The following is a 13,502-nucleotide window of genomic DNA, read 5'->3' as shown; positions in this document are numbered from 1 at the left end:
CGATGGAAGCATATCAACTCATTACGGTTTTAGGCCCTACGGCATCCGGCAAGACAACCTTTGCTACGGCTTTGGCTGCCCGGCTGGATACGGAGATCATCAGTGCAGACTCCCGGCAGGTATACCAAAGTATGGATATAGGGACCGGAAAAGACCTGTTTGATTATACGGTAGACGGAAAAGAGATCCCCTACCATCTGATAGACATCCGCAAACCGGGAGATAAGTATAATGTATTTGAGTTTCAGCATGATTTCTTCCGTGTGTATGAGGAGATAAAAGCGAAAGCTAAACTGCCGATCCTGTGCGGAGGTACCGGTATGTATATCGAAGCGGTGCTGAAGGGATTCAAACTGTTGGATGTTCCAGAAAATCCAGAATTACGCCAATCCCTGAAAGATAAGTCTCTGAAAGAGCTGGAAGCCATATTGGCCGGATACAAGGTGCTGCACAACAAGACAGATGTAGACACTGCTCAACGAGCCATCCGCGCCATAGAGATAGAGGAATATTATAAAAAAGAAGCTCCGGCTATCAACGAATACGATCCGATCCACAGCCTGATTATCGGGATCAACATCGACCGTGAACTCCGGCGCGAAAAGATTTCCAAGCGTTTGCGCACAAGGCTGGACGAAGGGATGGTAGAAGAAGTCCGGAACATCCTGGCAACAGGCGTAGACCCGGAAGACCTGATCTACTACGGACTGGAATACAAATACCTCACCCTATATGTAACAGGCAAACTATCATACGAAGATATGGTTTCCCAACTGGAAATAGCGATCCACCAATTTGCCAAACGGCAGATGACCTGGTTCCGGGGAATGGAACGACGCGGCTTCACCATCCACTGGATGGACGCCACCCTCCCCACAGAAGAAAAAATAGCATTCACCGAAAAATTATTAAACCCATGATAACAATAGAGAATTATACGAATAATAAGAACTTCTTTCTGATGGCAGGGCCATGTGTGATAGAAGGTGAAGAGATGGCTTTGCAGATAGCAGAAAAAATAGTAGAAATAACAAGCCGACTGGATATTCCTTTCATCTTTAAAGGTTCGTACCGGAAAGCAAACCGTTCACGCATCGACTCTTTTACAGGTATCGGCGATGAAAAAGCCTTGAAAATACTTCGCAAAGTAAGCGAAACCTTCCATATTCCTACCGTGACGGACATCCACGAATCGCAGGAAGCGGCCATGGCAGCTGAATACGTAGATGTACTTCAGATACCGGCCTTTCTGTGTAGGCAGACTGACCTGCTGATTGCTGCCGCCAAAACAGATAAGATTGTCAACATAAAGAAAGGACAATTCCTGGCTCCGGCAGCTATGCAGTATGCCGTTCAGAAAGTGGTGGATGCAGGAAACAAAAATGTAATGATTACTGAAAGGGGAACTACATTCGGCTACACAGACCTGGTAGTCGATTACCGGGGAATCCCTCAGATGAAAACATTTGGATTTCCGGTGGTTATGGATGTCACACATTCGCTGCAACAGCCTAACCAAACGAGCGGTGTAACAGGCGGACTACCGGAATTGATAGAAACTATTGCCAAAGCAGCTATTGTTGTTGGTGCCGATGGCTTATTCATAGAAACGCATCCTGAGCCAGGCAAAGCCAAATCAGACGGAGCAAATATGCTACGCCTTGATTTACTGGAAAATTTATTGATTAAATTGGTACGTATCAGGGAGGCTATCCAAGCTTACTGATTTTGCGTAAACGGTCTTCGTCTATCAGCTTTATTTTTCGTCCGTCGAGGGCGATAATGCGCTCGGCGGCAAAAGTAGAGAGTGTACGTATGGCATTGGAAGTAGTCATGTTGGATAAGTTGGCCAGGTCTTCACGCGCCAGATAAATACTTAGGGTTGCTCCGTCTTCTTCCAGTCCATAGCTGTCTTTCAGGAACAACAAGGATTCTGCCAGGCGACCACGGATATGCTTTTGGGTAAGATTAACCGTCCGTTCATCGGCAACTCCTAAGTCTACGGATAGCTGGCGAATAAAGAACATAGCCAGATTGGAGTTTCCTTTCAGCAGGTCCATTACAATAGTCATAGGGATCAGACAAACAGTAGAGGCTTCAAAAGCTGAAGCATTTGTCAGGTAATTTTCCTGAGCGAAATAAGCCCGGTAACCAAAATACTGAATAGGCTTTATCATCCTTATTATCTGGCTTCTGCCACCTACTCCTTCTTTAAATATCTTAACTTTTCCCTTCAGTAAACACATCATATCACTAGGTTCGTCACCTTCAAAATAAATCAATTCATTCCGCTTGAAGTGCTGGATTGATGCATTATTCCGGAGTATTTCCCGCTCTTTGTCAGTCAACACTCGCCAAACCTCTGCCAAACTCGCAGAAATATCGATTTCTTCTTTCTGATGCTTTACCACGTCTACTGCTATATAACATACTTATGAAGCACAAATATATTATTTTTCTTTAGATAAAGAAACAATTCCCACAACAAAAAGCAGTCTAAGCAAGATTTCAAGCAACTTCAGGGCATTTTCAGCAGATTATTCACTAATTTTGTAAAGAAGAAGCAGTACCGTTTTGAAAGAAAATAAAACAATATTAGTCCTTTTCTTTATCTTCATGAGTATTTCTGTGCAAGCCATAAACCAGAAACATACTCGTGAACAGGCCGATTCTATTATGGGAATGGTCATACAAAACGCGGAAAGATACCAGAATTTACTCTCAAGTGTTGAGTCAGAAATATACATTAAGGGACGTACCGAAATATTGAAGCAAAATGTACTGATTCGCTTGGCACACCACCTGTTTCCGGTGAACAGAAGGCAAAGTGATATGGTATTCGAAATGGTTAGCGAATCCAAATATGAACCACCTAATTTATTCTCTCATAACTTCAAGGCTATCAACGGTAGCAGCATCCCCAACAGCAAGAAGCAACAGGAAGCCTTTCTCTTCCTGAACCTGAACGTCTATGCTTCTACCGCTTACGACGACGCCATACTTATGCCAGTTGCTAAAAACGCCTTCAATTATTACGATTTTAAACTGATGGACGTTGCAGATACGACAGGTGTGAAAATATACCGTATACGTTTCCTACCCAAATACTTAAGTCAGAAATTAATAAGTGGCGACCTCTATGTTATCGACGAAGCATGGACCATCGATAAGATAGACATGAGCGGACGCTTCGCCTTTGCCGATTTCAACCTCGAAATGACCTATGGACGAGGGCTCAACAGGTTCAACCTGCCGGAATCTGCCGATATTTTCATCCGCTACCATATACTGGGGAATGCCGTTGTTACAAGCTATCACTCCAAGTTCAATTATAAATCCATCGTCTGGTCTTTAGAGCCTGAAAGCAAAAAGAGAAGAAAGTCGAGCCTGGACCTTACCAACCACTTCAAGCTCTCTTCCGATACCGTTCCGATTATCGTGGATACCACCTATTGGCAACACAAACGCGACATTCCGCTAAGCCCGGAAGAAAACAAACTATACGAAAATGTCACCGATAAAAGGCTACAAGCAGCCAATCCCGATAGTAGCATCAATCAGGAACAGCGCTATCTGAAACTAACGGAAAAGCTGACCAGTTCGATAAACCTGAATTTCAAATCGGCACGTCTCCGCTATTCCGGCTTGCTGAATCCCTTCCAGCTTGGTTACTCTAAGTTTAACGGGATAACCTATCGGCAGCGTGTCAGGTTCTACAAGACATACAAGAACGACAGCCAGCTACGCCTACGTCCGGAAATAGGGTTTGTATTCAAGCGGAAAGAGGTGTACTTTAAATTGACAGCCGACTGGGAATATTGTCCCCAAAGAATGGGAACCTTGAGCTTCTTGGTAGGGAATGGAAACCAGACCTACTCTCACCAGATGATGAGTAACATCAATGAGCAGCTGAAAGACTCCATCTTCGACTACGACGACCTCGGGCTGCAATACTTTAAGCATTATTACTGGGAATTGAACAATAGAATAGAGATTGCCAACGGCCTATTGCTCACCACTGGTATTACATACAACAACCGCCGGCCTACGGAAAAGAGATACGACCTGAATGTCCCGCCAGAGGTATCGGATATCATCAACAGCGAATACAACGATTTCACCCCTTCCATAGCCCTGTCCTACACGCCCCGGCAGTATTACCGGATGGATGGAAAGCGGAAGGAATACCTGCATTCGTACTATCCTACCATCTCCATAGAATATGCCAAAGCCATCCCCAATGTGTGGAGGAGCGAAGGAGATTTTGAGCGGATAGAAGCCGATATACATCAGAGTGTGTCGCTAGGTTTTCTACGTAAATTGAATTATCATATCAGTTCCGGTATGTATACGCGCCAGAAGTCTACTTACTTTGCCGATTTCCGTTACTTTACCCGGCGGAACTTCCCCGATACCTGGGACGACCAGATAGGCGGGATATTCAATCTGTTGGGCAGGGAGTGGTTTAATGCGGCAGACAAGTATTTACAGACACATTTTATGTATCAAAGCCCCTTTATATTCCTGCGCTTCCATAGGAAAGCTATCTCCAAGTATGTGTTTTGCGAACGGCTGTACCTCAGCCAACTATGGACACCTGCCCTACCCAGTTACACAGAAATAGGCTATGGATTGGGCAATCATATCTTCAATATTGCCATCTTTGCCGGTTTTGAAAAGGATAAATACCAGAGTTTTGGTTTTCGCTTTGCCTTCGAACTATTTCAATGACATGGAGCCAGCGGGCGTGCCAGCATAATACCGGTGCGGCTTTTCCCCTTCCGTACGTATTCGTCTAATGTTGCTTTATCAATAATCACCTTCTTTTCAAGTGAAGAAGCATGAATAAACGTCAGACGCTTACCATCCCGGTAGATAAAGCCTACATGCGATGTATCCAAGCCCTTGATAGAAGTAGTGAAACAAACCATATCGCCCGACTGCATATTATTGCCACAACGTGCTATATCTGCCTCTGGAATATAGTAATAGTTCTTCCTGGCATTGATTTCCGCCTCTTTTTTGGCAATTTCTCCAACGAGAGCCGGAGTTGCTTTCAGCTGCTTATAGCTATCGGGATGGGTAGACATAAAATTCAGGCTGAATGTGATAGGGCTACCTCCCGCTTCTTTACTGATATCCTGTACAATATGCCGTTTGTCGTTTTCATACACCCAGTCGGACGTATAATGCAAGCGACTCGTATAGCCATCCAGCTTGCCGTTGCGATAGCGGATTTCCTGTAAGTTACGGCAAAAGCTATCAAAGGAAGGAGCAGTTTCCTTCAAGGTTCTTGACAGAGCTATCACATTGTCTACCAGGGTAGCGCAATCCATCTCCCGAAGATTAACCACCAAACCTTCCGGTTCGGCTTCCAGAGTAGCGGCAACATAGGGAGTACCTAGGAAGAATTTTGTCGTTTCGGCCACCAACTCGTTCATTGGGAGAGACTTCTTATCCTTCATGGCTGCAAGATAGCGGTCGAAAACCGCCCAGTCTTCCGGGCTAGTATAGATACGATCCGTTAGCTGAACTTGTCCTTGTGTCAAGCAGGCAAACAACAAGTAGATCCCCATTAATATAGTCTGTCTCATGCGCTTATGATTTTAAATTCAGCAAATCCTCCAGTTTGATTAATTCGTCCCGGTATTGAGCTGCTTCTATAAACTCCAGTTTCTTGGCGGCATCCATCATTTGCTTCTTGGTTTGTTCGATGGCTTTTTCCAGTTGCGGACGGCTCATATACTGTACAATCGGGTCTGCAACCAAGCCTACTTCCGGCTCTATATAAGCATGTTGGCTTTCGGCCATTTCTTTTTCGGCCACCAAAGATACACCCGCTTTCATAACCTGCGTAGGCGTTATACCGTGCTTTTCGTTGTATGCCAGCTGCTTCTCGCGCCGACGGGTGGTTTCATCCATCGTCAGCCGCATGCTGTCTGTTATCTTATCGGCATAGAAGATTACTTTTCCGTTGATGTTACGGGCTGCACGCCCAGCTGTCTGGGTCAGGGAGCGATGCGAGCGCAAAAAGCCCTCCTTGTCTGCATCCAGTATGGCAACCAGAGATACTTCGGGAAGGTCTAAGCCTTCACGCAGCAGGTTCACACCAATCAGTACATCAAACAAGCCCTTCCGCAAATCGTCCATAATCTTAATACGTTCCAAGGTATCCACATCGCTATGAATGTAGTTGCAACGGATTCCCATCCGGCTCAGATACACCGTCAGTTCTTCGGCCATCCGCTTGGTAAGAGTCGTCACCAGAATCCGCTCGTTTACAGCCGAACGCTGGGTTATTTCTTCCATCAGGTCATCAATCTGATTCAAGGTAGGCCTTACATCAATAACAGGATCCAGCAAGCCCGTAGGACGTATCACCTGGTCTACTACTACCCCTTCACTTTTCACCAATTCATAATCGGCAGGAGTAGCACTCACGTAGATAGCAGTCTGCGTCAGCGATTCAAACTCTTCAAAGGTAAGCGGACGGTTATCCATCGCTGCCGGTAGGCGGAAACCATACTCTACCAGGTTTTCCTTGCGCGAACGATCCCCTCCGTACATGGCACGTATCTGTGGTACAGTCACATGGCTCTCATCTACAACCAGCAAAAAGTCCTTCGGGAAATAGTCTAGCAGGCAGTACGGACGTACCCCGGCATCGCGGCCATCAAAATATCGGGAGTAGTTTTCAATGCCTGAACAATGTCCCAGTTCGCGGATCATTTCCAGGTCGAAAGTAACCCGCTCGTACAAGCGTTTCGCCTCATAAGGCTTCCCTACCTCGTTAAAGAAAGCCACCTGTTTTCCCAGGTCTACATCAATCTGCCCGATGGCCATATTGATCCGATCCTGTGTAGTAACGAAGAGGTTTGTCGGGTAAATATTCAGTTCGTCCTGTTCGTCTATCTCCCGCCCACTCAGCGGTTCAAACGACGAAAGACGCTCTATTTCATCCCCCCAGAACTCAATCCGGTAAGCCACTCCGTCGTACGATTCAATGGCCGGGAAAATATCTACCGTATCGCCATTTACCCGGAAACTCCCGCTCTTAAACTCCACTTTATCATTCACATACAAGGCGTCCACAAAGCGGCGTAACAGCACATCCCGGTTTATCTTCATGCCTCTCTTCAAATGGGTCACTTTTTCGGCAAAAGCCGTTGGGTCAGCCATACCATAAAGGCATGAAACAGAAGATACAACAATAATATCCCTACGTCCCGACAGCAAAGAAGCAGTCGTACGCAAACGTAGTTTATCTATTTCTTCATTGATCTGAAGATCCTTCTCTATATACGTATCGGTAGTAGGAAGATAGGCTTCCGGCTGGTAATAGTCGTAATAGGATACAAAATACTCCACGGCATTGTGGGGAAAGAAAGCCTTAAACTCGCTATACAACTGAGCAGCCAGGGTTTTGTTATGGCTCAAAATAAGCGTCGGCCTACGTACTTCTTTTATTACATTGGCTATCGTAAAAGTCTTTCCTGAACCCGTAACCCCCAACAGTGTTTGAAAGGGGATACCTGATTCAAGTCCTTCAGTTAAGGCAGCTATCGCTTCCGGTTGGTCCCCTGTCGGACTAAAGGGGGATGATAATTCAAAATCCATTCCTTATACAGTCCCCTCCTTCGGCATCACAATCCAGAGAAGCAGATAGATTAATACACCCGAAAAAATAGTAAGTACCGACAACAAGATATACGCTACACGCACCAAGGTAGGGTCTAACTCCAAATAATTGGCAATCCCCTCACACACACCGCCTATCATACCTTTACCCGACCGGGTCAATCTCTTCTTTGTATCCATAAAATTCATCCTTTAAGTACAAATACAAAAATAGTAAATATTCTATGTATCTGTTTATATTTTATACGAAATAGACGAAATATCATATTGCTATTTGGGAGGCGAATTGACAATTTGCTAAAACAACTATCAAAATACGCACTTATTTGACCCTAGATCGGAGCAACTTGCAAAGGAAAAGTTAAAATCGACACTTTAGGTTTACCACTTTGCAAGCAATAAATAGTCAAAAATTAAAAATTAGAAACATTGTAAAAAGATTCTTCACTCATCATTCCACATTCTTCATTCAAATCCTTTCTTTCTGTCAAGTCCATTTTATCTGGATTTTTTGGAGATTTTGAGCTAAAAACGGCTTTTCAAGAAGCTTTTTTCCTGTATTTGGCAACTTTATTTGGATGAAAACACTCATTTATTTGGATAAAAACGGTAAATCATCCAAACAATAATGGTAAATCATCCAAATAAATACGCTCATTTTTCAAGGAAACAGGAGAAAAATATTATAAACAGACTAGTAGTTTAACATTTAGTTTCAATATAAACCAAAAATATTATCTGATTCACCCAAAGCACGAGTTACAAAAAACACGAATTAACTTAAATAATAACACAAAACAAGCACCTTTAGTATGATTTTAATACTTCGTCAGCTTATAAATTCAAGTAGGCGGCTACCTTTTGGCGGTCGGTTTGTACGGTTTCAAACTCGGAGGTTACGACACTGCTGCCCATCGGGACGTTTTCGTTGCGGTATTCCATCCGGCTATGAAGGATGCTACGGGCGGAGGTGTGAAACTCTGTCGCTCCGGTTTCGGCTTCTATTTGCGCGATATTGTTCTCACGAACGCCACAGCCCGGCATGATAATGATGCGTCCGGCAGCTTGTTTAACCAGTTTGGCTATCAACGGAATGCCCTTTACGGCATCCGGTTGTTGCCCGGACGTCAGGATACGATTACATCCTGCCTCTATAAGTTGTTCCAAAGCTACAAAGGGATCGCGGCACACATCAAAGGCACGATGGAAGGTGACAGACAAAGGTTTGGCAGCTTCTATCAGTTTGTATAACAGAGGCAAGTCGATATCACCCTCTTTCGTCAGGCAACCGAAGACCACTCCCTGTACCTTTAATTGTTTGGCCATCTCTATATCATACAGCATCGATTGCACCTCTGCCGGCGTGTACAGGAAATCTCCCCCCCGGGGACGAATAATCACATGTATATCAAGAGCAGAAGTAAGCTCCTGCGCTGTTTTTATTTCTCCATAGCTGGGGGTAGTGCCTCCTTCCGGAATAGCAGCACAAAGTTCAACCCGCTTAGCGCCACCCGCTTCAGCCTCTACACAGCTTTGTGCCGAATTGGCACATATTTCAATAATCCGATTTGCTTTCATAAAAATACATTCTCTGAATTCGCCCACAAAGTTACGGATTTATAGGCATCCGGCAAGGAGTGGAAGCTGTAATACTGTTTTTTAGCATTCAGGAATATTTATAGCATAAAGTTGTTTTTTAAGCGATTAAAACTCCCAATTGAAAGATTTCCCTTTTAATCTATAACTAAAAGTTTTGCTGGATAGGTTAAAAATATTACCTTCGCCCCATGTTATTAATACTACTAATTTATTAATTTTATTAATTTATTATGAAAAAGAGAAGTCTTACTTTGGTTGTTGCTCTCACTCTTGCGAGCAGCATTTTATTTTCTTCATGTATTGGTTCATTCAAATTAACCAATAAGTTATTGGATTGGAACAAAGGCATCGATAGCAAGTTTGTGAACGAATTAGTGTTCCTTGCATTCCACATTGTTCCTGTTTATGGAATCTCTATTTTAGCTGATATTCTTGTGATAAACTCTATCGAATTCTGGACAGGAAACAATCCAGTAGCAGATGCAGGTACTATCAAAACAATCGAAGCTAAAGACGGTATCTACACAGTAGAAACAAGAGAAGATGGTTACAGCATTCAGAAAGAAGGTGAAAACAAAGTGGTTGACTTGAACTTTGACAAAGCAGAAAAAACATGGAGCGTAGAAGCTGATGGCGAAAGCTACAAACTGCTGTCTTTCACTGAAAATGACGAAGTTGTTATGTATCTTCCTGACGGACAGGAAATGAACGTGACATTGAACGAAGCCGGCGTACTTGCTTATCAACAAGCTATGAGCAGCTTCTCTTTCTTCGCTGCACGTTAATTGCAAAAAAAAATCAATAGTAAAAACGGGTCTCTATTTAGATTCCCGTTTTTTTTATATTTTCGCCAACTCCAATTAAATCTGAATGTACATGAAACATCAAATCACAAAATGTTTTCTTCTGATTGCTATTTTCTGTTGCTTCTCTGCTTCAGGAATAACGACATCTCAGGAAAACACAAAACCCTACTGGCAAGACGTACAAGTGGTAGCTGTAAATAAGGAATTACCCCGTACTTCTTTTATGACTTATCCGGATCGTGCAAACGCTATCAGTTCTCGTTTTGAAAACAGCCCCTATTATCTTTTATTGAACGGGATGTGGAAGTTTTACTTCGTAGACGGATATAAAAAGTTACCCGAAAATATTACAGATCCTTCCGTAAATACAGCTTCATGGCATGATATAAATGTACCCGGCAACTGGGAAGTACAAGGCTTTGGAGTAGCTATATATACCAATCACGGATACGAGTTTAAAGCGCGTAACCCGCAGCCTCCGCTGCTACCGGAAGAGAATCCGGTTGGCGTTTATCGCAGAGATATAGAAATACCCGACGGATGGGACGGACGGGATATCTACCTACATATCGGAGGAGCTAAGTCCGGCATGTACGTTTACCTGAACGGTAAAGAAGTAGGATATAGCGAAGACTCTAAAAACCCGGCAGAATTCCTGATCAACAAATACCTCAAACCGGGTAAAAACGTATTAACCTTAAAGATCTTCCGCTGGAGCACAGGTTCCTATCTGGAATGTCAGGACTTCTGGCGCATCAGTGGTATAGAGAGAGATGTCTTTCTATATTCACAACCTCAGACGGCGATCCGGGATTTCCGTGTTGTCTCTACCTTGGATGATCAATACAAAGACGGCATCTTTAAACTGGCCGTTGATCTGAAAAACCATACCAATACCACCAAGAGCATTCAGATCGGCTATGAGTTGCTGGATGCAAGCGGAAAAACAGTTGCTTCCGAAGAGCAGCACACATGGGTAAGTGCCCATAGCGTAACGACCTCTTCTTTTGATAAAACAATCCCTGCCGTAGCTCAATGGACGTCGGAACATCCGAACCTCTTCAAGCTGCTTATGACAGTGAAAGAAGACGGCAAAGTAACAGAGATTGTGCCTTTTAACGTAGGCTTCCGCCGTATCGAAATAAAAGAAACAGACCTGATTGCAGGCTATGGAAAACCATACACCCTGCTGTTTATCAACGGGCAACCTATCAAGCTAAAAGGGGTAAATATTCATGAACACAATCCCAAGACAGGCCATTACGTAACAGAGGATATCATGCGCCGGGACTTTGAGATTATGAAACAGAATAACCTGAATACAGTACGCCTGTCACACTATCCACAAGACCGAAGGTTTTATGAATTATGCGATGAATACGGACTCTATGTGTACGATGAAGCCAATATAGAATCACACGGTATGTATTACAACCTGAGCAAAGGGCAATCCCTGGGTAACAATCCCGAATGGCTGAATGTACATCTGGACCGGATCATAAACATGTATGAACGAAACAAGAACTATCCATCTGTAACCTTCTGGTCCTTAGGCAACGAAGCCGGAAACGGATATAATTTCTATCAGTCATACCTGTGGCTGAAAGAGGCTGATAAGCTACTGATGGACCGTCCGGTAAACTATGAACGCGCCTTGTGGGAATGGAATACGGACATGTATGTGCCCCAGTATCCGGGAGCAAACTGGCTGGAAGAAATAGGCCGCAAAGGAAGCGACCGTCCGGTAGTGCCTTCCGAATATTCACATGCTATGGGAAATTCCAATGGGAATTTATGGGATCAGTGGAAAGCCATCTACAAATACCCCAACCTGCAAGGTGGCTATATATGGGACTGGGTAGACCAAGGCATCCTTGAAAAAGACAAAAACGGACGGGAATATTGGACGTATGGAGGTGATTACGGGACAGATATGCCAAGTGACGGCAATTTCTTATGCAACGGATTAGTTAGTCCGGATCGTACCCCTCACCCAGCCTTGGCAGAAGTAAAATATGCCTATCAGAATTTCGGATTTGAAGAGGTAGATGCAGCCAAAGGGCTGTTTAAAGTAACAAACCGTTTCTACTTCACAAACAGTGAGGCGTACAACATACAGTATGCCGTTATGGCTAACGGAAAACAAGTATCCGCCGGAAAACTGCCTCTGAAAGTGGCTCCGCAAGCTACGGAAACAGTAACAATTCCTGTCAGCAAGTTGAAAGCTCAGCCGGGCACAGAGTATTTCGTCAATTTTAAAGTAACGACTACGCGTCCTGAAGCGCTTATTCCTGCAGGGCACGAGATCGCTCATGATCAATTCCGCATACCTGTAGAAGGAGGTAAGAAAACACTTGCCAAAGCTAAAGGTCCTGAGTTAAACACCTCTGAAAACGGAGATTTACTGACAATATCGTCAACGAAAGTAAACTTTATTTTCAACAAAAAAACCGGTATTGTTTCCTCATACAAAGTAGATGGTGTGGAGTATTTTAGCGAAGGTTTCGGGATACAACCCAACTTCTGGCGCGCGCCCAATGATAATGATTACGGCAATGGAGCGCCTAAGCGTCTGAAAATCTGGAAACAAAGCAGTACAAACTTCCATATAACCGACGCCAACATACAAAAAGCAGGTGACAATGCAGAGCTGAACATCAGCTACTTACTTCCTGCCGGAAACCTGTACATAATCAAGTATACGATTTATCCTGACGGCATAGTTCATGCTTCGATGCGCTTTACTTCTACAGAGATGACTGAAACTCAGGCAGAAGTATCAGAGGCAACCCGTATGGCAACCTTCACTCCCGGCAATGAAGAGGCGCGAAAGGCAGCATCCAAACTGGAAGTACCCCGAATTGGCGTTCGTTTCCGCTTGCCTGTTTCCATGCAAGAAGTACAGTATTTCGGACGCGGACCGGAAGAGAACTATATCGACAGAAATGCAGCTACAATGGTTGGCCTATACAAAAACACAGCTGAAAACATGTATTTCCCATACGTACGTCCACAAGAAAACGGACATCATACCGACACGCGCTGGGTGGCACTTAGCGGAGGGAAAAACGCAGGCCTGCTCATTGAAGCCGACCAACTGATCGGCTTTAACGCCCTACGAAACAGCATCGAAGACTTCGATTCGGAAGAAGCCCTGCCCCACCCTTACCAGTGGAATAATTTCTCTCCCGAAGAGATAGCAGCCCGCGACGAAAAAGACGCGAAAAACGTATTGAGGCGTATGCACCATATCAACGACATTTCTCCCCGCAATTTCGTAGAAGTATGTATCGATATGAAACAACAGGGAGTAGCCGGATATAATAGTTGGGGAGCACGTCCCGAACCAGGCTATAACATCCCTGCCAACAAGGAATACAACTGGGGATTCACGCTGATACCCATCAAAAATGAAAACGATATCCCCAATAAAACAGGATATAAATACAACTAACGAAC

10 protein-coding genes are annotated in these 13,502 nt (G+C 44.1%); 5 read left to right on the top strand and 5 right to left on the bottom strand.

Annotated features, from left to right (window positions below):
- Positions 1–2 precede the first annotated feature (2 nt).
- Together miaA and kdsA are read left to right on the top strand one after the other, a co-directional pair.
- Positions 3–920, top strand: a complete 918-nt coding sequence (miaA, locus tag M2470_RS03765; protein ID WP_280743890.1) for a tRNA (adenosine(37)-N6)-dimethylallyltransferase MiaA — start codon at positions 3–5, stop codon at positions 918–920.
- Positions 917–1,726 (top strand): 3-deoxy-8-phosphooctulonate synthase, encoded by an 810-nt coding sequence (gene kdsA, locus M2470_RS03760; RefSeq protein ID WP_280743891.1) that lies wholly within the window; start codon positions 917–919, stop codon positions 1,724–1,726. Before miaA ends, kdsA begins: the two co-directional genes overlap by 4 nt.
- Here kdsA and M2470_RS03755 read toward each other — a convergent pair.
- Positions 1,710–2,411, bottom strand: coding sequence for a Crp/Fnr family transcriptional regulator (locus tag M2470_RS03755; RefSeq protein ID WP_280743892.1), 702 nt, complete (start codon positions 2,409–2,411; stop codon positions 1,710–1,712). The genes kdsA and M2470_RS03755 overlap by 17 nt on opposite strands.
- 205 nt (positions 2,412–2,616) lie before the next feature.
- Here M2470_RS03755 and M2470_RS03750 point away from each other — a divergent pair, with 205 nt between their 5' ends.
- Positions 2,617–4,731: a DUF5686 family protein gene (locus tag M2470_RS03750; protein WP_348524626.1), complete on the top strand. Its 2,115-nt coding sequence runs from the start codon at positions 2,617–2,619 to the stop codon at positions 4,729–4,731.
- On the opposite strand, the gene M2470_RS03745 is transcribed toward M2470_RS03750, so the two are convergent.
- The 4 genes from M2470_RS03745 to M2470_RS03730 form a co-directional block, all read right to left on the bottom strand.
- On the bottom strand, positions 4,725–5,594 hold the full coding sequence (locus M2470_RS03745) for an N-acetylmuramoyl-L-alanine amidase-like domain-containing protein (protein ID WP_280743894.1): 870 nt from the start codon (positions 5,592–5,594) through the stop codon (positions 4,725–4,727). The two genes, M2470_RS03750 and M2470_RS03745, sit on opposite strands and share 7 nt — an antisense overlap.
- A 4-nt stretch (positions 5,595–5,598) precedes the next feature.
- Complete coding sequence (gene uvrB, locus M2470_RS03740) at positions 5,599–7,617, bottom strand: excinuclease ABC subunit UvrB (protein WP_280743895.1); 2,019 nt, start codon at positions 7,615–7,617, stop codon at positions 5,599–5,601.
- Positions 7,618–7,620: 3 nt separating this feature from the next.
- Positions 7,621–7,818 carry a PspC domain-containing protein gene (locus M2470_RS03735; protein WP_280743896.1) on the bottom strand — a complete coding sequence of 66 codons (198 nt, stop codon included), beginning with the start codon at positions 7,816–7,818 and terminating at the stop codon, positions 7,621–7,623.
- A gap of 654 nt (positions 7,819–8,472) precedes the next feature.
- A complete protein-coding gene (locus M2470_RS03730) occupies positions 8,473–9,216 on the bottom strand; it encodes a copper homeostasis protein CutC (protein ID WP_280743897.1) in 744 nt (247 codons plus the stop codon).
- 251 nt (positions 9,217–9,467) lie between these two features.
- Between M2470_RS03730 and M2470_RS03725 the strand changes: the two genes are divergently transcribed.
- On the top strand, positions 9,468–10,022 hold the full coding sequence (locus M2470_RS03725; RefSeq protein ID WP_280743898.1) for a DUF3332 domain-containing protein: 555 nt from the start codon (positions 9,468–9,470) through the stop codon (positions 10,020–10,022).
- A 91-nt stretch (positions 10,023–10,113) separates the two neighbouring features.
- Positions 10,114–13,497: a glycoside hydrolase family 2 TIM barrel-domain containing protein gene (locus M2470_RS03720; protein ID WP_280743899.1), complete on the top strand. Its 3,384-nt coding sequence runs from the start codon at positions 10,114–10,116 to the stop codon at positions 13,495–13,497.
- The last annotated feature ends 5 nt before the right edge of the window (positions 13,498–13,502 follow it).

The sequence above is a fragment of the Parabacteroides sp. PH5-46 genome, from assembly GCF_029892785.1.
GTDB lineage: Bacteria > Bacteroidota > Bacteroidia > Bacteroidales > Tannerellaceae > DFXE01.
Note: the sequence above shows the minus strand (reverse complement) of the source record. Positions and strands in the feature narration are given on the sequence as shown.

Excerpts from the sequence above, each read along its gene's own strand:
- M2470_RS03725 (WP_280743898.1), top strand. The coding sequence starts at position 9,468 with ATGAAAAAGAGAAGTCTTACTTTGGTTGTTGCTCTCACTCTTGCGAGC.
- M2470_RS03745 (WP_280743894.1), bottom strand. The coding sequence starts at position 5,594 with ATGAGACAGACTATATTAATGGGGATCTACTTGTTGTTTGCCTGCTTG.
- M2470_RS03720 (WP_280743899.1), top strand. The coding sequence starts at position 10,114 with ATGAAACATCAAATCACAAAATGTTTTCTTCTGATTGCTATTTTCTGT.
- M2470_RS03735 (WP_280743896.1), bottom strand. The coding sequence starts at position 7,818 with ATGGATACAAAGAAGAGATTGACCCGGTCGGGTAAAGGTATGATAGGC.
- uvrB (WP_280743895.1), bottom strand. The coding sequence starts at position 7,617 with ATGGATTTTGAATTATCATCCCCCTTTAGTCCGACAGGGGACCAACCG.
- kdsA (WP_280743891.1), top strand. The coding sequence starts at position 917 with ATGATAACAATAGAGAATTATACGAATAATAAGAACTTCTTTCTGATG.
- M2470_RS03730 (WP_280743897.1), bottom strand. The coding sequence starts at position 9,216 with ATGAAAGCAAATCGGATTATTGAAATATGTGCCAATTCGGCACAAAGC.
- miaA (WP_280743890.1), top strand. The coding sequence starts at position 3 with ATGGAAGCATATCAACTCATTACGGTTTTAGGCCCTACGGCATCCGGC.
- M2470_RS03750 (WP_348524626.1), top strand. The coding sequence starts at position 2,617 with ATGAGTATTTCTGTGCAAGCCATAAACCAGAAACATACTCGTGAACAG.